The organism is Bradyrhizobium sp. 4, assembly GCF_023100905.1.
GTDB lineage: Bacteria > Pseudomonadota > Alphaproteobacteria > Rhizobiales > Xanthobacteraceae > Bradyrhizobium.
This window is the reverse complement of sequence record NZ_CP064686.1, coordinates 4718345-4744304: the sequence shown is the minus strand read 5'-3', so window position 1 is coordinate 4744304 and position 25960 is coordinate 4718345. Positions and strand designations below refer to the sequence as shown.

29 protein-coding genes are annotated in these 25960 nt (G+C 64.6%); 19 read left to right on the top strand and 10 right to left on the bottom strand.

The features are described 5' to 3' along the window. Window positions 1–8: 8 nt before the first annotated feature. From IVB45_RS22450 to IVB45_RS22435, 4 genes are all read left to right on the top strand, one after another. Window positions 9–1607 (top strand): flagellar hook-length control protein FliK, encoded by a 1599-nt coding sequence (locus IVB45_RS22450; protein WP_247361896.1) that lies wholly within the window; start codon window positions 9–11, stop codon window positions 1605–1607. Then, entirely contained in the window at window positions 1604–1864 is a 261-nt protein-coding gene (locus tag IVB45_RS22445; RefSeq protein WP_247361892.1) for an EscU/YscU/HrcU family type III secretion system export apparatus switch protein, read from the top strand. Before IVB45_RS22450 ends, IVB45_RS22445 begins: the two co-directional genes overlap by 4 nt. Window positions 1865–1933: 69 nt before the next feature. Next, the gene (locus tag IVB45_RS22440) at window positions 1934–2752 is read left to right on the top strand and encodes a penicillin-binding transpeptidase domain-containing protein (protein WP_027567477.1); all 819 of its coding nucleotides are present in this window, start codon (window positions 1934–1936) and stop codon (window positions 2750–2752) included. A gap of 61 nt (window positions 2753–2813) precedes the next feature. Further along, on the top strand, window positions 2814–3470 hold the full coding sequence (locus IVB45_RS22435; protein WP_247361889.1) for a carboxymuconolactone decarboxylase family protein: 657 nt from the start codon (window positions 2814–2816) through the stop codon (window positions 3468–3470). Between the two features lie 140 nt (window positions 3471–3610). On the opposite strand, the gene IVB45_RS22430 is transcribed toward IVB45_RS22435, so the two are convergent. The 3 genes from IVB45_RS22430 to IVB45_RS22420 form a co-directional block, all read right to left on the bottom strand. Next, window positions 3611–4606, bottom strand: coding sequence for a dienelactone hydrolase family protein (locus tag IVB45_RS22430; protein ID WP_247361887.1), 996 nt, complete (start codon window positions 4604–4606; stop codon window positions 3611–3613). A 79-nt stretch (window positions 4607–4685) separates the two neighbouring features. Further along, window positions 4686–5279 carry a hypothetical protein gene (locus IVB45_RS22425; RefSeq protein ID WP_247362773.1) on the bottom strand — a complete coding sequence of 198 codons (594 nt, stop codon included), beginning with the start codon at window positions 5277–5279 and terminating at the stop codon, window positions 4686–4688. A gap of 140 nt (window positions 5280–5419) precedes the next feature. Then, a complete protein-coding gene (locus IVB45_RS22420) occupies window positions 5420–5824 on the bottom strand; it encodes a DUF4260 domain-containing protein (protein ID WP_027567473.1) in 405 nt (134 codons plus the stop codon). Window positions 5825–5973: 149 nt separating this feature from the next. On the opposite strand from IVB45_RS22420, the gene IVB45_RS22415 reads away from it, so the two are divergent. Both IVB45_RS22415 and IVB45_RS22410 read left to right on the top strand, forming a co-directional pair. Next, the gene (locus IVB45_RS22415; protein ID WP_007603066.1) at window positions 5974–7506 is read left to right on the top strand and encodes an acyl-CoA carboxylase subunit beta; all 1533 of its coding nucleotides are present in this window, start codon (window positions 5974–5976) and stop codon (window positions 7504–7506) included. 122 nt (window positions 7507–7628) lie between these two features. Continuing rightward, window positions 7629–7976, top strand: a complete 348-nt coding sequence (locus IVB45_RS22410; protein ID WP_027567472.1) for a hypothetical protein — start codon at window positions 7629–7631, stop codon at window positions 7974–7976. A gap of 10 nt (window positions 7977–7986) precedes the next feature. On the opposite strand, the gene IVB45_RS22405 is transcribed toward IVB45_RS22410, so the two are convergent. Next, on the bottom strand, window positions 7987–8139 hold the full coding sequence (locus IVB45_RS22405; protein ID WP_018456483.1) for a hypothetical protein: 153 nt from the start codon (window positions 8137–8139) through the stop codon (window positions 7987–7989). 96 nt (window positions 8140–8235) lie between these two features. Continuing rightward, entirely contained in the window at window positions 8236–8883 is a 648-nt protein-coding gene (locus IVB45_RS22400; RefSeq protein WP_247361884.1) for a glutathione S-transferase family protein, read from the bottom strand. Window positions 8884–9013: 130 nt separating this feature from the next. Here IVB45_RS22400 and IVB45_RS22395 point away from each other — a divergent pair, with 130 nt between their 5' ends. Both IVB45_RS22395 and IVB45_RS22390 read left to right on the top strand, forming a co-directional pair. Further along, complete coding sequence (locus tag IVB45_RS22395; RefSeq protein WP_247361881.1) at window positions 9014–9328, top strand: hypothetical protein; 315 nt, start codon at window positions 9014–9016, stop codon at window positions 9326–9328. Between the two features lie 136 nt (window positions 9329–9464). Continuing rightward, on the top strand, window positions 9465–9743 hold the full coding sequence (locus IVB45_RS22390) for a twin-arginine translocation signal domain-containing protein (RefSeq protein ID WP_247361878.1): 279 nt from the start codon (window positions 9465–9467) through the stop codon (window positions 9741–9743). Between the two features lie 147 nt (window positions 9744–9890). Here IVB45_RS22390 and IVB45_RS22385 read toward each other — a convergent pair whose 3' ends face one another. The 3 genes from IVB45_RS22385 to IVB45_RS22375 form a co-directional block, all read right to left on the bottom strand. Further along, a complete protein-coding gene (locus IVB45_RS22385) occupies window positions 9891–10142 on the bottom strand; it encodes a hypothetical protein (protein WP_247361876.1) in 252 nt (83 codons plus the stop codon). Window positions 10143–10354: 212 nt separating this feature from the next. Further along, the gene (locus tag IVB45_RS22380) at window positions 10355–11365 is read right to left on the bottom strand and encodes an alpha/beta hydrolase (protein ID WP_275992249.1); all 1011 of its coding nucleotides are present in this window, start codon (window positions 11363–11365) and stop codon (window positions 10355–10357) included. Window positions 11366–11450: 85 nt separating this feature from the next. After that, window positions 11451–12149 carry a winged helix-turn-helix domain-containing protein gene (locus IVB45_RS22375; RefSeq protein WP_247361873.1) on the bottom strand — a complete coding sequence of 233 codons (699 nt, stop codon included), beginning with the start codon at window positions 12147–12149 and terminating at the stop codon, window positions 11451–11453. Between the two features lie 194 nt (window positions 12150–12343). Here IVB45_RS22375 and IVB45_RS22370 point away from each other — a divergent pair, with 194 nt between their 5' ends. From IVB45_RS22370 to IVB45_RS22360, 3 genes are read left to right on the top strand one after another with little or no spacing between them, the layout of a single operon-like run. Then, entirely contained in the window at window positions 12344–12652 is a 309-nt protein-coding gene (locus tag IVB45_RS22370; RefSeq protein WP_063995954.1) for an NIPSNAP family protein, read from the top strand. A 37-nt stretch (window positions 12653–12689) separates the two neighbouring features. Beyond that, window positions 12690–13040 carry an antibiotic biosynthesis monooxygenase gene (locus IVB45_RS22365; RefSeq protein WP_007603077.1) on the top strand — a complete coding sequence of 117 codons (351 nt, stop codon included), beginning with the start codon at window positions 12690–12692 and terminating at the stop codon, window positions 13038–13040. Between the two features lie 51 nt (window positions 13041–13091). Further along, the gene (locus tag IVB45_RS22360; RefSeq protein WP_247361870.1) at window positions 13092–13901 is read left to right on the top strand and encodes an isocitrate lyase/phosphoenolpyruvate mutase family protein; all 810 of its coding nucleotides are present in this window, start codon (window positions 13092–13094) and stop codon (window positions 13899–13901) included. Between the two features lie 57 nt (window positions 13902–13958). Here IVB45_RS22360 and IVB45_RS22355 read toward each other — a convergent pair whose 3' ends face one another. Continuing rightward, window positions 13959–14351: a hypothetical protein gene (locus tag IVB45_RS22355; RefSeq protein WP_027567464.1), complete on the bottom strand. Its 393-nt coding sequence runs from the start codon at window positions 14349–14351 to the stop codon at window positions 13959–13961. Window positions 14352–14515: 164 nt separating this feature from the next. On the opposite strand from IVB45_RS22355, the gene IVB45_RS22350 reads away from it, so the two are divergent. After that, complete coding sequence (locus IVB45_RS22350; protein ID WP_247361868.1) at window positions 14516–15166, top strand: trimeric intracellular cation channel family protein; 651 nt, start codon at window positions 14516–14518, stop codon at window positions 15164–15166. Window position 15167: 1 nt separating this feature from the next. Here the strand turns inward: IVB45_RS22350 and IVB45_RS22345 are convergent, their stop codons facing one another. Next, complete coding sequence (locus IVB45_RS22345; RefSeq protein ID WP_247361864.1) at window positions 15168–16394, bottom strand: c-type cytochrome; 1227 nt, start codon at window positions 16392–16394, stop codon at window positions 15168–15170. A 280-nt stretch (window positions 16395–16674) separates the two neighbouring features. Between IVB45_RS22345 and IVB45_RS22340 the strand changes: the two genes are divergently transcribed. From IVB45_RS22340 to IVB45_RS22310, 7 genes are all read left to right on the top strand, one after another. Beyond that, the gene (locus IVB45_RS22340; RefSeq protein ID WP_247286995.1) at window positions 16675–20166 is read left to right on the top strand and encodes an indolepyruvate ferredoxin oxidoreductase family protein; all 3492 of its coding nucleotides are present in this window, start codon (window positions 16675–16677) and stop codon (window positions 20164–20166) included. A 392-nt stretch (window positions 20167–20558) separates the two neighbouring features. After that, a complete protein-coding gene (locus IVB45_RS22335) occupies window positions 20559–21716 on the top strand; it encodes a thiolase domain-containing protein (RefSeq protein WP_247361861.1) in 1158 nt (385 codons plus the stop codon). Next, a complete protein-coding gene (locus IVB45_RS22330; RefSeq protein ID WP_007611535.1) occupies window positions 21716–22105 on the top strand; it encodes an OB-fold domain-containing protein in 390 nt (129 codons plus the stop codon). The genes IVB45_RS22335 and IVB45_RS22330 overlap by 1 nt, the downstream gene beginning before the upstream one ends. 149 nt (window positions 22106–22254) lie before the next feature. After that, window positions 22255–23115 carry a MaoC family dehydratase gene (locus tag IVB45_RS22325; protein ID WP_247286993.1) on the top strand — a complete coding sequence of 287 codons (861 nt, stop codon included), beginning with the start codon at window positions 22255–22257 and terminating at the stop codon, window positions 23113–23115. Window positions 23116–23266: 151 nt separating this feature from the next. Then, on the top strand, window positions 23267–24145 hold the full coding sequence (locus IVB45_RS22320; RefSeq protein WP_247361858.1) for an SDR family oxidoreductase: 879 nt from the start codon (window positions 23267–23269) through the stop codon (window positions 24143–24145). A 28-nt stretch (window positions 24146–24173) separates the two neighbouring features. Continuing rightward, a complete protein-coding gene (locus IVB45_RS22315) occupies window positions 24174–25127 on the top strand; it encodes a dihydrodipicolinate synthase family protein (protein ID WP_247361855.1) in 954 nt (317 codons plus the stop codon). 4 nt (window positions 25128–25131) lie between these two features. After that, window positions 25132–25947: an NUDIX hydrolase gene (locus IVB45_RS22310; protein WP_247361853.1), complete on the top strand. Its 816-nt coding sequence runs from the start codon at window positions 25132–25134 to the stop codon at window positions 25945–25947. The last annotated feature ends 13 nt before the right edge of the window (window positions 25948–25960 follow it).

Below are 25960 nucleotides of genomic sequence, written 5' to 3'. Positions count from 1 at the left end.
GCCCCACGATGCCGACGCCGATAAGCTCGATTCTTCCCGTCAGTGCCGCCAGCCCTGTTGCTGACGCGGCGACGCCCGATCTTGTGCTGCAGGCCGGCAGCGTGGTCCACGCCCGAGTGGTCAACGTGCTCGCCGATAATCTGGTGCGGATCGCGATCGCCAACCTCTCGATGGATGTGATGTCAGAGGTGGCGCTGACACCAGGCCAAAATCTCCAGCTTGCGGTGTCGCAGAACGGCGGCACCATCCGGCTCGCCGTCATGGGCGGGGCAGGCGAGGCGGCCGCCGATCAGGTCACGTTGACGCCGGCTGCGGCCTCGCTGGTGGACAGCCCGCCGCTAGTGCCGTCAGCGGGCGCGGCCCGCAATGCCCTCACACCGACCGAGCAGGTCGCCGTCACAGAAGCCTCGACCGAGGCCGTGACGAAGCAAGGCAGCCAGGCGCCGCTGTTCGCCAATCTGGCCGCGGTCGTCACCGGCAGCGATCTTCCGGCGGGGCTGAAGCAGGCGATGCTGGGCGTGCTGGCGCAGCAGACGCCGCTCAACACCGGACTCGAAGGCGGCGACATCGAGTCCGCTTTCCAGAAGTCCGGGCTGCTCCTCGAAGCCTCGCTCGCCGCAGGCGCGACTCCGTCCTCCGGAACGATGCCGGATTTGAAAGCCGCGCTGCTGGTGCTGCGCCAGACGCTGACGACGCTCGAGGCCACCGCGCCACAGGCGCAAGGTGCCGCCCTTCCAGCTGGCACCGTGGCGACACCGCGGGTCGCTGCCGCGCAGACGCAGGCTGCACAGGCCGCAACGCCGTCAACCGAACCCGGGATCGCCCAACCGCCGCGTAGCGCCAATCTCGCAGCCTCTGTGTTGGCGGACGCCGCTGGCGGCGCGCCGCAGGCCGCGATGCCGCGGACCATGACCGCAGGCCTTGTCGCGAGCCTCCTGCAAGAGATCACGCAAGATCTGCCGCGCATGACGGGTAACTTGCCGGGCTCGAACAAGGCCGTGCCCGACGGACATGTTTTTGAAGCCGCCGCGCGCGCAACGCCCCCGCCGGTTCGCGGCGCATTGCCGTCGCCGCAATCCATTGCCTCGCCGTCACTCGCACCGGATACGCCGCTTGCCGCGACCGTGCATCGCCTGCTCGACGACACCGATGCCGCCCTCGCGCGGCAGACCTTGCTCCAGGTCGCTTCGCTCCCCGATCGCACCGACGCCAGCGGTCACAGGATCGATCCGACTGTGCCGCAGTGGAATTTCGAGATTCCGTTCGCAACGCCGCAGGGCACTGCAATGGCGCAGTTCGAGATCTCGCGCGACGGCGGCAATGAATCCGCCGATCCCGCCAGGCGCGCCTGGCGTGCGCGCTTTACACTCAATGTCGAGCCAGCCGGCCCCGTGCACGCTTTGATTACGCTGAACGGTGACAAGACCTTCGTGCGGATGTGGGCGGAGCGGCCGACGACCGCACAGCAGCTTCGCGCCGGAATCGGCGAGCTCAACCAGGCCCTGACCAGGGCCGAGCTCAAGCCCGGCGACATCCTGGTTCGCGATGGCACCCCGCCGCAGCCCACTCCGGCCCGCGCCGGCCACTTCCTGGATCGCGCCACATGAGCGATCCGTCGAAGCTTGCGATTGCGCTCCATTACGAGAAGGGCAGCAACGCGCCTGTCGTCGTCGCCAAGGGCAAGGGCACCATCGGCGAAAAGATCGTCGAGATCGCCAAGGCCAACGACATCCCGATCGAGGAGAACGAGATCCTGGCCGGCGCGCTGTCCAAGGTCGAACTCGGCGAGGAGATCCCACCCGACCTCTACAAGGCCGTCGCCGAAGTGCTGGTGTTCGTGCTGCGGCTGTCGGGCAAGCGGTAGCCGTCATCGTTTCACCACGATAGCGGCTGCATGGTCGCGGCCATCGTCATCGCGTAACGGACACCGCCAGTGCTCACCCGCCGTTCCACCCTCGGCCTTCTCGCCGCAGCTGCCGCTTTGCCAGCGCGTGCATTCGCCCATGTCGCGCCGCCGCGCAACGAGATCCGTGACAGCCTCGCAAAGCGCTTCACCGACCTCGGCACGGCCGGGACGTTTGTCGGCTACAAGGTCGAGGACTATCTGGTCGTCGCCAGCGACAAGGAGCGTTCGGGCGAGGCGAAGCTGCCGGCTTCGACCTTCAAGATTCCGAACTCGCTGATCGCGCTCGAAACTGGCGTCGTCACTGACCCCGACAAGGACGTATTTCCTTGGGACGGCGTGAAGCGTCCGATCGAGGCCTGGAACAAGGACCACACGCTGCGCAGCGCGATTCTCGTCAGCGCGGTGCCGGTCTATCAGGAGATCGCACGCCGGATCGGACAAGAGCGCATGCAGAAGTATGTCGATCTGTTCGACTACGGCAATCGCGACATCGGCGGCGGCATCGACCAGTTCTGGCTCACCGGCGCCTTGCGCATCGATCCGGTCGAGCAGGTCGATTTCGTCGACAGGCTGCGCCGCCGCGCGCTGCCGATTTCGAAGCGCAGTCAGGATCTTGTCGCTGACATCCTGCCGGTGACCAAGGTCGGCGATAGCGTCATTCGCGCCAAGTCCGGGCTGCTTGGCGCCGAGCGCGGCGAGCCGTCGCTGGGCTGGATGGTGGGCTGGGCCGAGAAGGGCGAAGCGCACACCGTGTTCGCGCTCAATATGGACTGCAAGGAGCCGCGTCTGGTCGGCGAGCGCATGCCCCTGACGCAAGCCTGCCTTGCCGAGATCGGCGCGATCTAGCGCTATCACGCTGGTGTTGCTCGACTAGCATCCCCCGGTCAAGAAAAACCGGGAGGACAACATGAACTCAACGCCACTCTGGCTGTCGTCGCTCACACTCGCCGCGGCGGGCGGCTGGCTCGCCGCCACGATGTTTGCAGCGCCCGCCACCAGCAAGGAGCCGCGCTTTCCGCAGCTCACCATGGACCAGCTCGACGCCAAGCAGAAACCGCTCGGCGAGCAGATCATGAAGGTCTCGAGCGTCGGCATCGGCGGTCCCTACAATCCGATGATCCGCAGCCCGGTGCTCGGCCAGCGCCTGTTCGACCTGTTCCACTATCTGCGCTGGGAGACCTCGGTCCCGACAAAACTCAACGAGTTCGCGATCCTGATCATCGGGCGGCAATGGCGTTCCCAGGTGGAGTGGTACGCCCATGCGCCGCTCGCGGCGAAGGCGGGTCTGTCGCCCGAGATCATCGCGGAGCTCAAGGCGAATAAGCGGCCTGCGAACATGGCCGAGGACGAGGCCGTCGTGTACGACTTCGTCACCGAGCTCACCACGACGAAGAAGATCGGCGACGAAACCTATGCGCGCGCGAAGAAGGTCTTCAACGACCAGCAGATTGTCGACCTCACCGCAGTCGCCGGCAATTACGTGATGGTCGCGATGCTGCTGACAACGGCGGAGGAGACCGTGCCGCCGGACAAGCAGGAGCCGTTCAAGCCGGGCGAGCCGTAGCCTCCGTCATTGCGAGGAGCCCTTGCGACGACGCAATCCAGATTGCCTCCGCGGCGAGATTCTGGATTGCTTCGCTTCGCTCGCAATGACGGAGTATGGGGCGCCGACGCCGGCTCCCAAGGCCGAGCTGCTTCCCAGCGCTAACCCAACTTGAACAGCGCCTGCAAAAACTCCACCACGGCCTTGCGCGACTCGGCAGCAGTCGTTGGATTGCCGCCGACATGCGGATTGAGCTCGACGCAAGCGTCCTGGTAGGTGAACGGCGCTTTCGTATCGCCATTCATCAAGACTCCGCCGTCGCCTTCGCGGATCTGGCAGTTGCGCACGGTCTGCGCACCTGTTGATACGGCAACCGTATTGACGCCGAGCAGCCCGCTGTCGAAGCCGTGCGCGCTGTCGGGGTATTCCGTCAGCACCACGTCGCGGCCAGCCGTCTTGAGTCGCTCGACGAAAGCCTTGCAGCTCTTCACGGGATTGTAGTCGTCGGGCGTGCCGTGGAAGATGCGGATCGGGCGCGCGGCGATGTCCGTGTCGTTCTGATAGGTCGTCGAGCAGTCGGGATAGAACGGAATGTAGGCGGCGAACTGGATGCCGGACTTGTTCCAGAGCTTGTGGAAGCGGTTGAGGCTCGCATAGAGCGTCGCCTGTCCGCCGCGTGAGAAGCCCATCAGCACGATGCGATCAGGATCGACGCGGGGATGTTTTGCGAGGATCTCCAGCGAGCGGTAGATGTCGATGACGAGGTTGAGCCGGCCGAGCAGGGCCTGGTTCGGCCCCACCACCGTCAGCCCGCGGCCGGTAAAGCCGTCGATCACGAAAGTCGAGATGCCCATGGCGTTGAACGCGTGCACCCAGGCCTCGGTGGTGGCGCCGACGCCGCTCGAGCCGTGCATCAGCACCACGACGGGGAGTTTTCCGCTGCCTTGCGCCACGCGGAATTCGCCGGCGACCGTCACCGGCTTTCCGGCCGCAGCATCACCGCTGAGGAATTGCTGGTCGGAGAGGGTGAGCGAGGGGATCGGGTAGATCTCGGCGCGGGTGGCGACTTCCCTGGGAAGCGATTGCGCGTTGGCGCCGATGCCGACGAACAGCGTTGAAATGCAGAGCGCCATGGCGACGCGGAATGCCGTCGGCATCGGATCCTCCCCCGTGATTTTCAGTGAGTAGAACAACAGGCCTGCGCGCTGTCAAATTGACGCAAGCCGGCGGTTCGCCTCAGGCGGGATCGGCCTTCTTCACCGTCAGCGCCTGGTCGATCGCAAAACCGCCAATCTCGCTCATCGCCTGCGAGATGACGTCGCCCTTGCGGGCAAAGCCGGCGGAGAGGAAATCGAACTGGGTGCGCGCCAGCCGCAGCACCTCGATCGGCACGGAGATTGCGGTCTCGTTGAAGCTGTCGACCGAGGCGTGCAGCGTCTCCAGCTCGCTTGTGAGCTGGCCGATATGGCTCTCGGCCTGCTGCATCAGGCCGAGCAGGTTGCCGCGCTCGGCATCGAATGTTGCGCGCTCGGCCGCCGCGGCCGCGGTGACCTCGGCAAGCTGGCTGCGCAGCCCGTCGATTTGCTTGACCATGGCGTCGGACGCCATCTCACCGGCCTCGCGCAGCTCGCGGTTGCGCGAGTTCTCTTCGTGCTCCCGGTGATAGAGGCGTTCCGCCGACATCGCCCGTTGCGTCAGCGACTCGATCAGCGCGGCCGCGCGCAACAGCATCTCGCCGTTCCGCCCCGACACCATGCTGGCCATGCGGCGCAGGAAGTCGGTGGTTTCGGACGATGGGTTCGGCGGCAGTGGAACGACCGTCGCGGACATGAGGTGATGCTTGCAGCCGGAAATGATGACCGCCGCCGTACCGACTGAGCTCACGCAACATTCGGCGCCTGATCGCAAGCCTGGAGCAAGCCTGAATCGCCGCGCCCGGTCAACCGGGCAGGGCCAGATTTGCAACTGCGTCAGGTATCCTTCTGCCGGCCGATCCGGCCGAGATGGGTGAAGCCGAACCCGGCCGAATATTTCAGGCCATAGCCCAGCGCCCGGTCGATGCCGATATGGGCGAGCCAGATCAAGGCGATGGACAGGGTGAGCGGCGAGGCGAGGCCGAAGCCGAGCGTCAGCAGCGCGACTGGCGCCATGTAGCTGTGGGCGGCGTTGTAGACCATCGCGCCGAGTTTGGCGTCCGACAGGTATGCCAAGAAGCTGAGATCGGGGACGAAGAACAGCAGTGCGAACACCAGCCATGAGCCGTCCCAGGCCCAGTAGAGCATCACCATCCCCACAAACAGGGTCAGGCCCTCCAGCCGCAGCAGGATGTTGACGCCGCCCGTCGCCGCGCCGGTCTCGGCCGCTCCTTCGGTCATGCTCGTCTCCCAGGCAAAACTTTGAAATTCCTTGCGCTTTCCCGCTGCGGCAAGGCAGCCCTGCGGGACCGAAAGCCGCTTCCCGGCCCGCAAAATGCCGTGTTAGAACCCCCGGCAATCGCATTTAGGCTAAGAACTGGCGGGAGCAAATGAAGAATATCCTGGACGCCCTTGAAGACCGTCGCGCCGGCGCAAAGCTCGGCGGCGGCGAGAAGCGCATCGAGGCGCAGCACGCCCGCGGCAAGCTGACCGCGCGCGAGCGCATCGAGCTCTTGCTCGACAAGGGATCGTTCGAGGAATTCGACATGTTCGTCGAGCACCGCTCCACCGAGTTCGGCATGGAGAAGAACAAGGTGCCCGGCGACGGCGTCGTCACCGGCTGGGGCACCGTCAACGGCCGCAAGACGTTTGTCTTCGCCAAGGACTTCACCGTGTTCGGCGGATCGCTGTCGGAAACGCACGCGCTGAAGATCACAAAGCTCCAGGACATGGCGATGAAGGCGCGGGCGCCCATCATCGGCCTTTATGACGCCGGTGGCGCCCGCATCCAGGAGGGCGTCGCGGCGCTCGCCGGCTATTCCTACGTGTTCCGTCGCAACGTGCTTGCCTCCGGCGTGATCCCGCAGATCTCCGTCATCATGGGCCCCTGCGCCGGCGGCGACGTCTATTCGCCGGCGATGACCGACTTCATCTTCATGGTGAAGAACACCAGCTACATGTTTGTCACCGGCCCGGACGTGGTGAAGACCGTCACCAATGAGGTCGTCACGGCGGAAGAGCTCGGCGGCGCCTCGGTGCATGCCACGCGCTCCTCGATCGCCGACGGCGCCTTCGAGAACGACGTCGAGACGCTGTTGCAGATGCGGCGCCTGATCGACTTCCTGCCATCCAACAACACGGACGGCGTGCCGGAATGGCCGAGTTTCGACGACATCGGCCGGGTCGACATGTCGCTCGACACGCTGATCCCCGACAATCCGAACAAGCCCTACGACATGAAGGAGCTGATCCTGAAGGTCGTGGACGAGGGCGACTTCTTCGAGATCGCGGACGCCTTTGCCAAGAACATCGTCACCGGCTTCGGCCGCATCGCCGGCCGCACCGTCGGCTTCGTCGCCAACCAGCCGATGGTGCTCGCCGGCGTGCTCGACAGCGACGCTTCTCGGAAGGCGGCGCGCTTCGTCCGCTTCTGCGATGCCTTCAACATCCCGATCGTCACCTTCGTCGACGTGCCGGGCTTCCTGCCGGGCACCGCGCAGGAATATGGCGGCCTGATCAAGCACGGCGCGAAACTGCTGTTCGCCTATTCGCAGTGCACCGTGCCGCTGGTCACCATCATCACCCGCAAGGCCTATGGCGGCGCCTTCGACGTCATGGCCTCCAAGGAGATCGGTGCCGACATGAACTATGCCTGGCCGACCGCCCAGATCGCGGTGATGGGCGCCAAGGGCGCGGTCGAAATCATCTTCCGCGCCGACATCGGCGACCCCGACAAGATCGCCGCGCGTACCAAGGAATACGAAGACCGCTTCCTGTCGCCCTTCATCGCGGCCGAGCGCGGCTACATCGACGACGTCATCATGCCGCACTCGACGCGGAAGCGGATCGCGCGGGCGCTGTCGATGCTGAAGGACAAGAAGGTGGAAACGCCGGCGAAGAAGCACGACAATTTGCCGTTGTGAGCGCGAGGCGTAGCCCGGATGAGCGTAGCGACATCCGGGTTTTCTATCCAAGTCCCGCATGTCGCTTCGCTCATGCGGGCTACCGATTCTGCTTCTGAGTTGGCATCCTCGATCCAAATCCAATGACCGACAGCGATCCGACCGACGAGATATCCGACATCGAAGCGCGTATCGAGGCTTTGGCCGAGATCGCCGAGCGATGCCGGAAGTACATCCTGGCATCAAAGCTCGCCATCGGCGGCGGCGCTGCGCTGTTGCTGATCACGATCCTCGGCTTGCTCGGGATGGGCCAGACCGCCGCGCTCGGCTCGATCGCTCTGGTGCTCGGCGGAATTGTCTCGCTTGGCTCGAACGTCAGCACGTTGCGGCAGACGGAGAGCGCGATCGGTGATGCAGAGGCGCTTCGGTCTCAACTGATCAGCCGCATCGACCTTCGCGTGGTCGCCGATACGCCGATGAAGCTCGTGTAACCGAGCAGCCTTACGCCGCAGCCCTGCGCGACAGCACCTGCAACTCCTCGCGGCATTCGGCTGCGAACGCCTGAAGCTGCTCCGCGGTTTGGCGGTCGAGGATCGCCTTTGCCAGCCGTTCGGCGCGGGCAAGCTGGTCTCTGAGATATGCGATGCGGGCCATGTGTCACCTTCCGCAGGGTTGATTTGATGGCCGTGACCCTACGGCCATCGCCGGATTCATTATGTGAGGCGCGTCACACCTCACGCGGGCGCGGCGTCAGCGGGTCGCGTCCGCCGCAGCGAAATGCGCCATCTGGTCGGCGTGGGCCTTGGCGAAAGCCGGGCGGGCGGTGGCGCGCGCGACGTAGGCGCGGCTGGCGGGACTGTCCGCGAGCCCTTCAAACTGATCGACGACGCGCAGCACGTCTGACATCAGGATGTCGGCGACGGAGAACGTGCCTGCCAGCCATTCGCGGTTGGCCAGCACCGCCTCCATGTGCTTGAGGCGGAGTTTTAGGAAGTCGTCGACGAATTTCCACGCGGCCGTATCGCTCGGATGGCCCATGAACTTCGACATCGTCCAGGGCAGGCTCGCCATCTCCACCGAATTGAGTGCGGCGAACAGCCATTCCGTGGCCTCGTTGCGGCCGCGCGGATCTGATGGCATCAGCTTTGCGCTGAGGCCGCCGAGATGCAGCAGGATCGCGCCGCTCTCGAAGATCGAGAGATCGCCGTCGGTCAGCCACGGCACCTGCCCGAACGGCTGGTGCGCAAGATGCTCGGCGCCGCGCCGGTCGAACGGCGCGCTCGCGACGCGATAGGGCAATGCGGCCTCTTCGAGCGCCCAGCGCACCCGAAGGTCGCGCACGAAACCGCGCGGGGGCGGGGGAACCCAGTCGAAGGTGGTGAGCGTGAGGTCGGGCATGTGGTGTCTCCGTCTGCTGTTCGGGCATAGGACGGGCGAGCGATGCGCGTTCCGACACCGGTGCCGTCCTTTTTTTGTCGTCGCCGACGTCATCGGCTAGTCTCACCCCAAACAACAGGAGGAAAATCCGATGCCGTCAGCCTTCTTCGTCGTCCGCGCCACCGTCACCGATGCCGGCAAGCGCGCCGCCTTCGACAGATGGTACGAGACGGAACATCTGCCCGACGCGGTGAAGGTGTTCGGTGTGGCTAAGGCCTGGCGGTTCTGGAGCCTCGACGATCCCTCCCTGCATCAGGCGTTGTATCAGTTCGAGAGCGAGGCTGCGCTACAGGCCATGCTGAAGGGCGGTGCGCTGACGCAGCTGGTGGCTGATTTCAACCGCGATTGGCCCGACGTGACGCGCACGCGCGAGTTGCTGGTGCTGGCGCAGGAGTTTGGGAAATAGAGCACCGGGCTACGGCGCTGCGAATTCTCCTGTCACCTGCGCAACGAAGCTGAACGCGCGATTCAGCTTCGGTTCATGTCATCACCGCGACACTTCCTCTGCATCACTGGCACGACCATCCAAGAGGAAAGAAGTCATGGAGCGCCGGAACTTTTTGAAATTTGCAATCGGTATCGCGGCCGGAGCTGCCGCGTTCACGACCGCCGCACAGGCCGCGCCGCTGGCGCCGCAGCCGCTCGGTGATCCCAGCAAGCCGCAAGGCAATCCCGACGCTCATCCCGCAGTCACGAGCAGCGATGAAGCCTCGCAGTTGAAACCGGAGCAGGTGCACTGGCACGGCCACCACCGTCATTGGGGTTGGCGCCGCCGTCACTGGGGCTGGCATCGCCGGCGCTGGCACCGCCGCCATTGGTAAGCGTCGCGCTAAGCGAGGCTTGAACGGGGACCGCGATCGCGGTCCCCGTTCTGATTCGAAACATCCCGGTGCGACGTCAGGCGCTCAAAAAGAAAATGGCCGCGCAGGCTTTCGCCGCGCGGCCATTTCGCAATGCGAAAAACGAGATCAGAACGGACGGCAGCGGCCGGCATACCAGCGGAAGCCGTAGGGGCACACGCGCGCGCGCGGCACGACCACGACAGGGGCCGGCGCAACCACGATCGGACCCGGGCGGACAACGACCGGACCGCGCATCGGGCGGCAGCCGCCATAGGCGCCGCGATACCAGCCGGGGCCGCAACCGCCGGCGGCGCTGGCCGCCTCGCTGAAACCAGCGACCGCGCTGGCGAGCATCACGGCGGCAAACAGGTATTTCATTTGATCTTCCTTCTCGTCCTTGGGGTAGGTTTTGGGGGCAGGATTGGGGCAGGTAGGAGGGCTTGGCGCTTTCGGCGCACCATGAATCAAAAGACACGATTCGACACGTTAAAATCGCAACATGCCGAAACGACGCCAGCCAAATCTGCCAATCATGACCTGAATGCGGCATGAACATTCCCCGCACGCGGCTCCGGACGACAGCAATGACGCTACCGGCCGAGAAAAATCAGCACCAGCTCCTTGTACTTCTCAGGCGCCTCCAGGAAGACGAGATGGCCGGTGTCCGGGATCACCTCGGCTCGCGCATTCGGCATCTTCGCGGCGAGTGCCTTCGCCAGCTCGGCGTTCTCTCCCATTTTCGCGCGCAGCGCCTCGGGCGCGTTCGGTCGGCCCGGTGCGTTGTGGTCGTCGGCGCCCATGATGAACAGCGTCGGCTCGGTGATCAGTGCGATCTCGTGCGCCACCGGCTCGCGATAGATCATCTGGCCGGAACTGACGAAGGCGCGCAGCCAGCGCGAATAATCAGGGCTGCCCTTGATGTTGAAGCGGGCGTCGATGAACGGCGTGATCGCGCCCGGCGGCAGCTTGATCGCATAATTGGTCTGAAGCTGCTTGCGATAGCCTTCGGCCGTGAGCTTGTCCTCGGTCTCGATCATCTTCTCGGTCGGCGTCGGCGGCACATAGAGGCGGTAATCTTCCAGCCCGATCGGGGCCGTCAGAACAAGGTGGGCGACGCGGTCGGGAAAGGCGCGGGCGATGCGGACGCCCAGCATGCCGCCGAGCGAATGGGCGACGATCTCGGCCTTGTCGATCTTGAGGTGATCGAGCAGTGCGATGGTGTTGCGCGCCAGATTGTCGAAATGCAATTCGCCCGCCGGCTTGGAGGATTTGCCGAAGCCGATCTGGTCCGGCACCACGACGCGGAAGCCGGCCTCGCTCAGCATCTTGATAACAGGCGCCCAGTAGCTCGACGGGAAATTGCGCCCGTGCAGCAGCACCACGGTGCGGCCGTTCGGCTGCGCAGGCGGCACATCCATATAGGCCATGCTGAGCTGCTCGCCGTCATTGACAACAGGCAGCAGGTGCACGGGGTAAGGATAGGCAAAGCCTTCGAGCGCGATGCCGTAAGATTCGCGCGGGACGGTGTCGGCGGCGTGGGTGGAGGTGAGCGGAGAGACGATGAGGACGGCGACGAGCGCGGCCGAAGCGAAGCGGATCATGGGGGATCTCTGTGTGTGACAACCGTGGCCATAAACACGTGGATGGCCGGGTCAAGCGAGAGACGTCGTTCACACGGAGTTGTGTTTAGTCCCGCCCGTCACCGAACAACGCGGCAAACTGCTTCTCGCCGGTGCGCGTAAAATTCACCACGCGGCTGCCGGGCGTGGCGTCGCGGGCGGCCCATTTCAGCTCGGCGAAACGCTGCATCATGGCGGCGCCCAGCGTGCCGGCGAGATGGTGGCGCCGCTCGCTCCAGTCGAGGCAGGCCTTGCACACGGGGCGGCGCGGATGGGCAAGCATGTCGGGCGAGATCTGCAAATGCTTCGCCAGGAAGCGCTCGCCCTCGGTGGTCAGCTCGATCTCCTGCTTCTTCTGCCTGACAAGGTTTTGCGCGCGCAGGGTGTCGAGCATCTGCACGCCGAGATCGCCGGCGAGATGATCGTAGCAGATCCGCGCGCGCCGCAGCGCCGGATCCTTCGGCCCGGTGCGCACGCGCATATGGCCGGTCCGCGCGGCAAGCCCCGCAAGGCCCTCCAGCACACCGGCGACGTCGTCGTCGGTGAGGCGGTAGTAGCGATGGCGGCCTTGCTTCTCCGGCTCGATCAGGCCGCCGGCCTCGAGCTTGGAAAGATGCGAGCTCGCGGTCTGCGGGGTGATGCCGGCCTCCTGCGCCAGCTCGCTCGCGGTGAGCGCGCGGCCGTTCATCAGCGCCGTGAGCATGTTGGCGCGTGCGGGATCGCCGACGAGCGAAGCGATCATGGCGATGTCTGGACCTGATTTCATGCTTCGATGGTAGCCGAAGCATTGCGGTGAGGCAAGCGCGTAGCGTGGGGTTGCTCGTCATTGCGAGGAGCCCCTGACAAAATTGCGAAGCAATTTTGCACTGGCGACGAAACAATCCAGGCTCCCTCTGCAGAGGGATTCCTGGATTGCTTCGCTGCGCTCGCAATGACGGTGTGGAACCAGAGGAGCCCATCATGTCCATCACCGTCTTCATCCGCTACCAGCTCGATCCCTTCAAACGCGCGCAGTTCGAGGAGTATTCGAAGCGCTGGCTCACCATCATCCCGAAATGCGGCGGCGATCTGATCGGCTATTTCATGCCGCACGAGGGCACCAACAATATCGCGTTTGCGCTGATCACCTTCGAGAGTCTGGCTGCGTATGAGGCCTATCGCGCCCGGCTGCGTCAGGATACGGAAGGCATGGCGAACTTCCACTTCGCCGAGGAGCACAAATTCATCCTCGCGGAAGAGCGCACGTTTCTGCGCCAAGTGGTTTTGTAAGTGGTATCGTAGGCCATCAACGACAGGAGAGATGCCCATGATCGCCGTGATCTTCGAGGTCTGGCCGAAGCCGGAACACCGCCAGGATTATTTCGACCTCGCGGCCGACCTCAAGCCGATCCTGCAAACCATCGACGGCTTCATCTCGGTCGAGCGTTTCGAGAGCCTGACCGACAAGGGCAAGATCTTGTCGGTGTCGTTCTGGCGGGACGAGGCGGCCGTGCAGGCCTGGCGCAACACGATGGAGCACCGCCGCACCCAGGCCAAGGGCCGCGCAAAAATCTTCGCCGATTATCATCTGCGTATCGCCAGCGTCATCCGCGACTACAGCATGAATGATCGCGAGCAGGCGCCAAAGGACAGCCGCGCGGTGCACGACGCGCACTAGCGCGCGCGGCGGCACGTCCCCATCTCTGCGCGGCCAACAAGGGAGAGAAACATGCACGTGACAACTGCTGACAAGCGCGCGACCTTCAGGAAGCTGCACGAGAGCGGCTGCTTCATCCTGCCCAATCCGGTCGACGTCGGCAGCGCGAAAGCGTTGCAGCATCTCGGTTTCAAGGCACTCGCGTCGTCGAGTGCGGGCTTTGCCTGGACCATCGGCAAGGCCGACAACCACGTCTCCGTCGAGGACGTCTGTCAGCACCTGGCGGCATTGAGCACGTCCGTCGATATCCCGGTGAACGCGGATTTCGAGGGCGGCTTTGCGGTCGAGCCGGACAAGGTCGCGGACAATGTCGAGCGCTGTGTGCGCACCGGCGTTGCCGGCCTGTCGATCGAGGATTCCACCGGCGACAAGGACAAGCCGATCTACGAGCGCGCGCTCGCGGTCGAGCGCATCAAGGCGTCGCGCAAGGCGATCGGCGATAGCGGCGTGCTCCTGGTCGGCCGCTGCGAGGCCTACCTTTGGGGCGTGACCGACCTCAAGCTCGTCATCGACCGGCTCACCGCTTACGCCGATGCCGGCGCCGATTGCCTTTACGCGCCGGGCCTCAAGAGCCGCGAGGACATCGCCGCGGTGGTGAAGGCTGTCGCACCCAAACCGTTCAACCTGTTGATCGGCGGCTCCGGGCTGTCATTGCAGGAAGCTGCCGATCTTGGCGTGCGCCGGATCAGCGTCGGCGGTTCACTCGCTCGCGCCGCCTGGGGCGGCTTCATGCGGGCCGCGAAGGAAATGGCGGAGAAGGGGACCTTCGCGGAACTCGCGGGCGGCTATCCCGGCGGCGAGCTCAACAAGATGTTCAGCTAAGACAAACGAAAGCGGCGGGATGTGAGTCCCGCCGCTGTCGCATATTGTTGCAATTCGTTACTTCGCGCCGTCAGCCGGTGCCGGCGTATCCGGGGCCGGCTTGCTCGGTGCGGCGCCCGTGGTCACGCCCGGCCCGGTGTTGGTGCGCGGCGTCACGTCGCGCATGCCGGGAGGTGCGGCCGGGTTGGTCGCCGGTGCCTGCTGCGCTGTCTGCGTCGCCGGCGTGGTGCTGGCCTGGTTGCTGGTGCCGGTGTTGTTCAGGCCGTAGAATACGGCACCCAGCACCAAGGCGATTGCCACTGCGAACAGGGCTACTTTGCCGCTGGAGGCGGGGCCTTCGCCAAGCTCCGGGTCGACTTGAAGCTGGGCATCCCGTCGCGCCGCATTGCGATACTCATCATCGGCGAGATTCGGGCGGTACGGATCGTTGATAAAACGGTCGTCAGCCATCGATTGGTTCTCCTCGATTATTGCGGCGGGACAACCCGTGGATGCGAGATTCTGTTCCGCCCCTCTTAATGCTTTCGTCGCATGTTGCGCCCGCGGCGGGAATCGGGAACCTGTTCGCTGGGGAACCTGAAGCGTAAGCTCCGCTGACGGAAGGGAACAAAGCGATGTGGAGCTCGCCGCCGAGCGATAGCGTGCTGCATCTGTTGTCGCTGGTTGCGGTCGCGGCGCAAGGCATGACCGCTGCGCTCGCAGCCGGCCGCCGCAGCATGGATTGGCTCGGCGTCTGCTTTCTCGGCTGCATCACGGCGCTCGGCGGCGGCACTTTGCGCGATCTCTTCCTGGGGCATTATCCGCTGGCCTGGGTGCAGAACCCCATCTACCTCGCACTGGCCGGAGGCGCTGCCTTCCTCACCATCCTGATGGCGCGGCTGGTGCACCGGCTGAAACTGGCCTTCATCGTGCTCGATGCCATCGGCCTCGTCGTCTTCACCATGACCGGCTGCGACATCGCCTGGCAGATGGACGCCACGCTGCCGATCGTCATCGTCTCCGGCATGGTGACCGGTTGCGCCGGCGGCGTGTTGCGCGACGTGCTCTGCAACGACGTGCCGCTGCTGTTCCGCTCCGAACTCTATGCCAGCGTCTCGGTGGTGACGGGATTGTTCTATGCCACCGCGTTCGGTCTCAAGCTGAACGCCGAGCTCTGGACCATTTTGACGTTCGTCTTCGGCATCAGCTTCCGCCTGCTGGCGGTGCGCTACAAATGGGAGATGCCGAAATTCGTGTTCACGGAGGAGGAGGAGCGGGAGCCTTGAGCTACGGCTCCTGCTTCCGCGCCCTCGCCACCTGCGCCGGCGTCACCAGCGGCGCGGCATTGCCCCAGGAATTGCGGATGTAGTTCGTCACTGCTGCGACCTCTTCGTCGGAGAGCCGGTTGGAATAGGCCGGCATCTCCCCGGTGTTAGGCGCGCGCGGGGTCGTCACGGTGTGGGCGCCGTCGAGGATGATGCGCAAGGTCGAGGACGGATTGACCGATTGCAGCAGCGCATTGGCGGGCAGCGGCGGATAGATGCGCGGTGCGCCTGTGCCGTCGGCCTCATGGCAGGCGATGCAGAGCTTGGCGTAGACGGCCTGGCCGGCCTTCATCTCGGCATCGTCAGGCGGCGTCACAATCGTCTCACGCCGCGCTGGCGGCAGGTTCTTCAAGTAAACCGCGATTGCGCGCACGTCGGCATCGCTCATCTTCGAGGTCGAGTTGACGACCACCTCCGCCATCAGCCCGCTGGCATGGCTCCTGGCGTTGCGCCCGCTCTGAAGATATTCGGTGACGTCCTCGACGCTCCACGATTTCAGCCCCGTGCGGGCGGCGCCATCGAGCCGTGGCGCGTACCAGCCGCCGACCTCGTTGCCCGCGAGGGCCTGCGCCTGCTTGTCCGCGCCAAAATAGTTCTTCGGTGTATGGCAGGCGCCGCAATGACCGAGCCCGGTGACGAGATAGCCGCCCCGATTCCACGCCGCGCTCTGGCTCTGGTCCGGCTCGAACAGCCCGGGCTTGAAATACACAATGTTCCAGATCCGCATCAGGGCGCGATAGCTAAACGGCCAGCGCAGTTCCGGCGGCTTGTTGCGGCTCGTGACGGCCGCGAGCGTTCCGAGATAGGCGCGGATCGCCAGCGTGTCGTCCTTCGTCATCCGCGTGAAATAGGGGTAGGGAAACGCCGGGTAATAATTGGAGCCGTCGGGCGCGACACCGGTGCGCACGGCGCGGGTGAAGTCGGCATCGGTCCAGGCGCCGATGCCGGTGTCGCGGTCCGGCGTCAGGTTCGGCGCGTAGATCGCGCCGAACGGCGTGTCGATGCGCTTTCCGCCCGCGAACGGTTGGGCGGGATCGGCGGTGTGGCAGCCGGCACAGTCGCCGGCTTCCACCAGCGCCTTGCCAGTGGCGATCAGCTCCGGTGACGGCTCGGCAGCGACGGCCGCGTTCGCAACCGCACTGCACAACGCCAGAACCACGAGAGCCAGGCCAGCCAGAATCGTCCGCATCGAAAGCCTCTCCTGCGACCCATCGACGCCGTCCCGGATGACCAGGCGTCAATTCGTTGCGCGACGGCGGGGGTATGGTGACACAAAATGAAAATCGCGGATGCCAATGCAGCCACGAAATTGCGATTTTTACCCGGCGCTGCCTTTGGTCCAGAATTGTGATGCGGAGCGTGAAATATCCGACATAGAGTGGCGGAAATGGTCGGCGCGCCCTAGCTAAAAACAACGGGCAGGCAACGGCTTAAGCAGCCAAGCGCTCAAAAGGGCGGAAGAGGACATAATGGGCATCAACCAGGGTCCGATCAGTCTCGATCAGAAATACACCCAGGACACCGGACATATTTTCACGACGGGCATTCAGGCCCTGGTCCGGCTGCCGATGGCCCAGATCCGGCGCGACCGTGCCGCGGGATTGAACACCGCGGGCTTCATCTCCGGCTATCGCGGCTCGCCCCTCGGCGGCTATGACCAGCAGCTGTTCGCCGCGCGAAAACATCTCGAGCAGTACAATATCAAGTTCCAGCCCGGCGTGAACGAGGACCTGGCCGCGACCGCGGTCTGGGGCTCGCAGCAGCTCAACCTCTCGCCCGGCGCCAAGTATGACGGCGTGGTCGGCATCTGGTACGGCAAGGGGCCCGGCGTCGATCGCTGCGGCGACGTCTTCCGCCACGGCAATGCCGCGGGCTCCGCCAAAAACGGCGGCGTCTTGTGTCTCGCTGGCGACGACCACGGCGCAAAATCCTCGACGGTCCCGCATCAGTCCGACCACGCCTTCATGTCGGCGCTGATGCCCTATCTCTACCCCTCGAGCGTCCACGAGATGATCGAGATGGGTCTTCTCGGTATCGCGATGTCGCGCTACTCGGGCTGCTGGGTCGGCATGAAGGTGATCACGGAGACCGTGGAGACTACTGCCGAGATCGATCTCACCGACGAGATGACGCCGTTCGTGATCCCGACCGATTTCGAGATGCCCGAAGGCGGCCTCAATCTGCGCTGGCCCGACGACCGCTTCGCCCAGGACCGCCGCCTGCAGGACTACAAGGGCTTTGCCGCGATCGCCTTTGCGCGCGCCAACAAGGTCAATCGCATCACCATGGACTCGCCGAACGCGCGCTACGGCATCATGGCGTCCGGCAAGAGTTACGAGGATATCCGGCAGGCGCTGCGCGAGCTCGGTATCACACCCGAGGTCGCCGCCAAGATCGGACTTCGATTGTACAAGATCGGTATGCCGTGGCCTCTGGAGCCGGAAGGCGTCCGGCAATTCGCCGTGGGCCTCGAGGAAATCTTCATCATCGAAGAGCGCCGCGAGATCGTCGAAAATCAAGTGAAGCAGGAGCTGTTCAACTGGCGGGACGACGTCCGTCCCCGCATCATCGGCAAGATGGACGACCACGACAAGCGCTTCCTCCCCTTTGCCGAAGAACTCAGCGTCGCCTCGCTGGCCAGCTCGCTCACCGAGCGGCTGCTTCGACTTGATCTCAATCCCGAAATTGCAACGATGCTGCGCGCGAAGGCCGATTGGTTCAACGGCCGCCAGGCGTCGCAAATGCAGGCGACCGCGCCTGTCGCCCGCACCCCCTATTTCTGCTCCGGCTGCCCGCACAACACATCGACCAAGGTGCCCGAAGGCAGTCGCGCCTTTGCCGGCATCGGTTGCCACTTCATGGCGCTGTGGATGGACCGCTCGACCGAGACCTTCACACACATGGGCGGAGAGGGTGTGCCGTGGGTCGGCGTTGCCCCTTTCACCAAGGAAGAGCACGTGTTCGCCAATCTCGGCGACGGCACGTATTTCCACTCCGGCAGCCTCGCGATCCGCCAGGCGATCGCCTCCGGCGCCAACATCACCTACAAGATCCTCTATAACGACGCGACCGCGATGACCGGCGGCCAGCATGTCGACGGCGAATTGTCGCCGCAGCAGATCACCTTCCAGCTTCACAGCGAAGGCATCCGCGAGATCTATCTGGTCTCGGAAAATCCCGACGCCTATCCGGCGAACGAGATCGCGCCCGGCGTCAAGACAGCGCATCGTGACGAGCTCGACGCGGTTCAGAAAACGCTGCGCAAGGTCAAGGGTGCGTCCGCGATCGTGTTCGTGCAGACTTGCGCCGCCGAGAAGCGCCGCCGCCGCAAGCGCGGCACGATGGAGGATCCGGCGCGCCGTGTGCTCATCAATCCTTCGGTGTGTGAAGGCTGCGGCGATTGCTCGGTGCAATCGAACTGCATTTCGGTCGAGCCGCTGGAGACCGAGTTCGGCCGCAAGCGCGCCATCAACCAGTCGACCTGCAACAAGGATTATTCCTGCGTCAAAGGCTTTTGCCCGTCCTTCGTCACCGTCGACGGCGGCAAGATGCGCAAGCGTGCGCCGGCGGGCGTCGGCGATATCGGCGCGCTGCCTGAGCCGGCATCACGCCCGAACCTGGACAAGCCCTACAATATCGCGGTCGGCGGCGTCGGCGGGACCGGCGTGCTGACCATCGGCGCGCTGCTGGGCATGGCCGCCCATATCGAGGGCAAGGCCTCGATGATCCTCGACATGTCGGGCCTGGCGCAAAAGGGTGGGGCGGTGCTGAGCCACGTCCGCCTGTCCGACCATCCAGCCGAGGTGACCTGCTCGCGCATCGTCACCGGCACGGCCGATGTGGTGCTCGCAGCCGATGAGGTGGTCGCGGTTGCCAAGGACACCATCTCGCTCTGCGACAGCAGCCGCACCCGCGGCATCATCAACAGCCACGTCATTCCCACCGCCGACTTCGTTCTCAACCGCGATTTCAACTTCCAGACCCGCAAGCTGAACGGGTTGCTGGAAACCGCGCTGCACAAGGATTCGGTGTTCTTCGACTTCACCAAGCCGGCCGAGCAGCTGCTCGGCGACAGCATCGCGACCAACATGATGATGATGGGCTACGCCTATCAGAAGGGCCTCTTGCCGTTGTCGGCGGAAGCGATCGAGCAGGCGATCGAGGTCAACGGCGTCTCGATCAAGATGAACAAGGAAGCCTTCCGCCTCGGCCGGCTCGCGGTCGCCGACCCCCAGCGCCTGGTAGACATGCTGAAGGGGACTGACGACGTCGTCGCACCGAAGACGCTGGAGGCGATGACGCTCGACGAACTCATCGAGCACCGCGCCAAGCATCTTACGGCCTATCAGAACGGCCGGCTGGCCAAGCGCTACCGGAAGCTGGTGGACCAGGTCAGCGACGCCGCCAGGCAGGGCGGCTATGACGAGGCGCTGACACGCACCGTTGCGGTCAACTACGCAAAACTGCTGGCCTACAAGGACGAATACGAAGTCGCACGCCTTTACACCGACGGCGCGTTCGAAAAACAGCTCCGCGACCAGTTCGAGGGCGACTTCAAGTTCAACTTCAACCTGGCCCCGCCTATTCTCAGCAGGGGCGTCGATGCGCTCGGCCGCCCGAAGAAGCGCGCGTTCGGCCCGTGGATGCTTCCGGTGTTTCGCGTGCTGGCGAAGTTCAAGGTCCTGCGCGGCACGCCGCTCGACATCTTCGGTCGCAGCGCCGACCGCAAGCTCGAACGCGATCTGATCGCCGGCTACGAGAAGGACGTCGCCACCGTGCTCGGCCTGCTGTCGCCGCTCACGATCGACACCGCGGTGGAGCTGCTGTCGTTGCCCGACCGCATCCGCGGCTATGGCCCGGTGAAGGAGAAGGCCGTCGCGGACGCCAAGGCCCGCTACGCCCAGCTCGCCGCCGACCTCGCGAACCCGCCGCCGGCTCCGCGGCAGATCGCGGCGGAGTAGAATTTGTGGGGTGGGGGCGCTGATCCACCCACCAAATTCCTGTTTGAAATCAACCACAGGTCTACTGTGCATGGGGTTGTTTTCGCAGAAAAGGGTGTTCCGATAAAACGAAACCGCTTGTGCCGTCGGGCAAAACACCTTTAGGGTTCTGCCCGTCGCCCCCATCATTGCGAGCGCAGCGAAGCAATCCAGAAATGCGTCCGCGGAGAGATTCCTGGATTGCTTCGCTGCGCTCGCAATGACGTTTCCGGAAGCAGAGGCGTTCCGACCGCACCTCGGCGATTTGCGCGAACCCGCTGCCCTCTCGCCCGGCGGAATATTTCCGCGCTTGCCAACAGGGCGGCAGCGGTTCAGAAAAAAACGGAAGCGAGAAACGCCAGCGGAGACCTTATTTGACCATCAAGGGCAAGGCCTACATTGCGGGGATCTACGAACACCCGACCCGGCACGCGCCGGACAAATCCACCGCGCAGCTCCATGCCGAGGTCGCCAAGGGCGCGATCGAGGATGCCGGGCTCAGCAAGGACGATGTCGACGGCTATTTCTGCGCGGGCGATGCCCCGGGCGGCGCCTGGCCGATGGTCGATTATCTCGGCCTCAACACCAAGAAACTCCGCCATGTCGATTCAACCGAGACCGGCGGCTGCTCCTACATCATCCATCTCGGCCACGCCGCTGAAGCCATCGCCGCGGGCAAGTGCTCGATCGCGCTGATCACGCTGGCCGGCAAGCCGCGCACCGGGGCGATGCCGCCGCGTGCGGCCGGCGCCGAGGCCGATTTCGAGACGGCTTACGGCGCGACCACGCACAATGCCTACGGCATGTGTGCCATGCGCCACATGCACGACTATGGCACCACCAGCCAGCAGCTCGCCTGGATCAAGGTCGCGGCCTCGCACCACGCGCAATACAATCCGCATGCGATGCTCAAGGATGTCGTCACCGTCGAGGACGTCCTGAACTCGCCGATGATCTCCGATCCCTTGCATCGCATGGATTGCTGCGTCGTCTCCGACGGTGGCGGCGCGCTGATCGTGACGACACCCGAGATCGCAAAAAGCCTGAAGAAGCCGCTGGTCAAGCTGATCGGCCACGGCGAGGCCATGAAAGGCCCGCGCGGCGGCAAGGATCTCGACCTCACATACTCCGCCGGCATCTGGTCCGGCCCGCGTGCGTTCGAGGAAGCCGGCATCACGCCGAAGGACATCAAATACGCCTCGATCTACGACAGCTTCACCATCACCGTCTTGATGCAGCTCGAAGACCTCGGCTTCTGCAAGAAAGGCGACGGCGGCAAGTTCGTCGCTGATGGCAATCTGATCTCGGGCGTCGGCAAGCTGCCGTTCAACACCGATGGCGGTGGCCTCTGCAGCAACCATCCCGTCAACCGCGGCGGCATGACCAAGATCCTCGAGGCCGTGCGGCAGCTGCGCGGCGAGGCGCATCCGAAGGTGCAGGTTAAGGATTGCGATCTCGCCATCGCCCACGGCACCGGCGGGCTTTTGGGTGTTCGCCACGCCGCCTCGACTGCGATTCTGGAGCGCGTGTGATGAGCGAAGCCAAGAAATATCCGGCCCCGGTGACCAACCCCGAGACAGCCGCGTTCTGGGACGCGGCCAAGCAGGGCAAGTTCATGATCAAGCGCTGCACCGCCTGCGGCGAAGCGCATTACTTCCCGCGCGCGATCTGCCCGTTCTGCTACTCCGACAAGACGGTGTGGGAGGAGTCTTCGGGCGAAGGCACGATCTACACTTACAGCTTGATGCGGAAGTCGCCGACCGGCCCTTACGCGATCGGCTACGTCACGCTGAAGGAGGGGCCGTCGCTCCAGACCAATTTCGTCGATTGCGATTTGACGACGTTGAAGATCGGCCAGAAGGTGAAGGTGGTGTTCAAGCCGACCGATGGCGCACCGCTGCCGTTCTTCACGCCGGCTTAGGGCGGTCCTTATCCTGAGGAGCTTGCGAAGCAAGCGTCTCGAAGGATGGCCACAATAAAGAAAGCGTTTCGGGCATCCTCATGGTTCGAGACGGCGCAAGAGCGCCTCCTCACCATGAGGATGAACACCACGGGGAGGAAACAACAAAAATGTCAGCCAGATACGACGAACTCAAAGGCCTCAAAAACCTCGGCCAGAAATATTCCTACACCGACCGCGAAGCGATGCTCTATGCCTACGGTATCGGCCTCGGCGCCGATCCGATGGACGAGAACGAGCTTGCCTTTGTCAACGAGGGCACGTTGACGCCGCGGCCGCTCAAGGTGGTGCCGACCTTCGCGTCCGTTGCGGCGTGGGGCGCGGGTCCGGGCGAGATGAATCTCAACCGCGTGATGGTGGTCGACGGCGAGCGCGACATCACCTTCCACCAGCTGCTGCCGGTCGCCGCGCACATCACCGCCGATTCCTCCGTCGTTGAAGTCTACGACAAGGGCAAGGACAAGGGCGTCGTCATCAGCCACCAGACCGTGCTCAAGAACGAGAAGGGCGAGAAGCTGGCAACTCTGGTCGCCTCACGCTTCGCCCGCGGCGACGGCGGCTTTGGCGGGCCGAACCTGACCCAGCCGGATCCGCACAAGATCCCGTCCCGCGCCCCCGACACGACCATCGACATCGTCACGCGCCCCGACCAGGCGCTGGTCTATCGCCTCTGCGGCGACCGCAACCCGCTGCACTCCGACCCTGAGTTCGCGAAGAAGGCCGGGTTTCCGCGTCCGATCCTGCACGGCATGTGCACCTACGGCATCACCTGCCGTGGCGTGCTGCAGACCTATGCCGACTACGACGCCTCCGCATTCCGCCAGCACGTCGCGCGGTTCTCCTCGCCTGTCTATCCCGGCGAGACCGTGACCATGGACCTCTGGAAGGACGGCAGCGTGATCTCGTTCGAAGCCAAGGTGAAGTCGCGCGGCGTCACCGTAATCAAGAACGGCAAGACGGTGCTGGGGTGATGATGCCGCTCGACGCGCTCTGAGTTATCTCGTCATGCCCGGGCTTGCCCCGGGCATCCACGTTCTTCGCGCGGTTGGCGATCAAGTTTGTGGATGGCCGGGGCAAGCCCGGCCATAACGGAGCAAAAGAACAAAACAGGGAGACGCCACCATGGGACTACTCGATGGCAAGGTTGCGCTGGTCACCGGCGCGGGCGGCGGGCTTGGTGAGGCCTACGCAAAGCTGTTCGCGCGGGAAGGGGCCTCCGTCGTTGTCAACGACCTCGGTGGCCCCCGCGACGGCTCCGGCGCCGACACATCGATGGCGCAGCTCGTGGTGGATGCGATCAAGGCCGAAGGCGGCAAGGCGGTCGCCAACGGCGCCGACATCTCCACCATGGAAGGCGGCCAATCGGTGTTCGACGACGCCATCAAGCACTTCGGCCGCGCCGACATCCTCGTCAACAATGCCGGCATCCTGCGCGACCAGACCTTCGCCAAGGCTAGCGAGTCCGACTGGGACAAGGTCATCAAGGTGCATCTGAAGGGCACCTTTTGTTGCACCATGCCGGTGTTTCGCTGGATGCGGGAAAATGGCGGTGGCGTCATCGTCAACACCTCCTCGACCTCGGGCCTGATCGGCAACTTTGGCCAGAGCAATTACGGCGCGGCCAAGGGCGGCATCTGGGGCCTGTCCAACGTGCTGGCGATCGAGGGCCGCAAATACAACATCCGGATCTGGACGCTTGCGCCGGGCGCGCTGACCCGCATGACCGCAGACCTGCCCCGCTATAAGGAGAACCCCCGTGCGGCGCTGGGGCCGGACGGCATCGCGCCGGCCGTGCTATACATGGTCAGCGACTTGTCCGGCGACCAGACCGGCAAGGTGCTGGGCGTGTCCGGGCCCCGCGGCGTGCGCGAAATGCGGATGATGGAAATGGACGGCTGGAAGCCGCCGCACACGGGCTGGAAGGCCCAGGACATCGCCGATCATGCCAAGGAGATCTTCTTCTCCGAAGAGCAGATCAAGATGGGGGCGCGGCGGTTTTAGCCATCGACAGAGAGAAACAAGGACAACGATGAAACTTACCGCCGACGCCAAGGGCACCTTCGCAATCGCGCCGACGCCGTTCCACGATGACGGCCGGATCGACGAGCGCTCGATCGACCGCCTGACCGATTTCTACGAGGAGGTCGGCTGCGACGGCGTCACGGTTCTGGGCATTCTTGGCGAGGCGCCGAAGCTCGATGCCGCCGAGGCCGAGCAGGTGGCGGTACGCTTCGTCAAGCGCGCCAAGACAATGCAGGTGATCGTCGGCGTCTCCGCGCCGGGCTTTGCCACCATGCGCTCGCTGGCGAAGGCCTCCATGGAGGCCGGTGCGGCCGGTGTGATGATCGCACCGCCGCCGTCGTTGCGGACCGACGACCAGATCATCGGCTATTACAAGCAGGCGGCCGAGGCGATCGGCCCCGACGTGCCCTGGGTGCTCCAGGACTATCCGCTGACCTTGTCGGTGGTGTTCACTCCCGCCGTGATCCGCAAGGTCGTCACCGACAATCCCAATTGCGTGATGCTCAAGCACGAGGACTGGCCGGGGCTGGAAAAGATCTCGACGCTGCGCAATTTCCAGAAGGACGGCTCGCTGCGGCCGCTGTCGATCCTCTGCGGCAATGGCGGACTCTTTCTGGACTTCGAGATGGAGCGCGGCGCCGACGGCGCCATGACCGGCTATGCCTTCCCCGAACTCCTGATCGACGTCGTGCGGCTTTCGAAGGAAGGCAAGCGCGACGCCGCCCATGATCTGTTCGACGCGCATCTGCCGCTGATCCGCTACGAGCAGCAGCCCGGCGCTGGCCTTGCCGTGCGCAAATACGTGCTGCAGAAGCGCGGCATCATCGCCTCCAGCGCCCAGCGTAAGCCCGGCGCCACCATCACCCCGACGGCGAAGGCAGAGGTCGATTACCTGCTGTCGCGCGTCGCCCGCGTCGACAAGCGCGCCAATCTCGGCCCGCAATCCAGCGCCGCAGGTTAGTCGAATGGCCGAGGCATCAGCATCGCGCCCCGCGTCGACGATCCTCCTGCTGCGCGACGGCGTGAAGGTCGACGGCAAAAGCCGCGACGAAATCGAAGTCTTCATGATGGTGCGCCATCATCAGATCGAGTTCAATTCGGGCGCGCTGGTGTTTCCCGGCGGCAGCGTCGATGCCGGCGATCAGGAGATCGTCAAGCGCTCCGACCTGTATTCGGGCGGCGAGGGCCTGAGTGAAGCGGAACGCGGTTTTCGGATCGCCGCGATCCGCGAGACCTTTGAGGAAAGCGGCATCCTGCTGGCGCGGTCGAAAGGATCGGGCACGCCGGTCGATGCCAGGCGCGCCGGCGAGATCGCCGATGCGCATCGCGTCGCGCTCAACGAGCACAAGGTCAGCTTCCTGAGCATTCTGGCCGACAACGGCCTCCAGCTCGCGCTCGATACGCTGGTGCCTTACGCGCACTGGATCACGCCCGAGGGGATGCCAAAACGTTTCGACACCTGGTTCTTCCTTGCGGCAGCACCGCCCGACCAGCTCGGCGCACATGACGGCCGCGAATCGACCGATTCGATCTGGGTCTCGCCGCGCGAGGCGGTGGAGGGCGGCGAGAGCGGCCGCTTCAAGCTGCCGTTCCCGACCACGCGCAATCTGATCCGGCTCGCCAAGCAGTCGAGCGTCAGCGCCGCGCTCGAGCACGCCCGCGGCATGTCAGTCGTCACGGTGATGCCTGTCATGACCAAGACCGAAACCGGCCGTCAGCTCCGCATTCCCCGCGAGGCCGGCTATGACGGCGAGGTGTTCGAGGTCGGGGCGCTCGGCTAGGACACTTCGACAC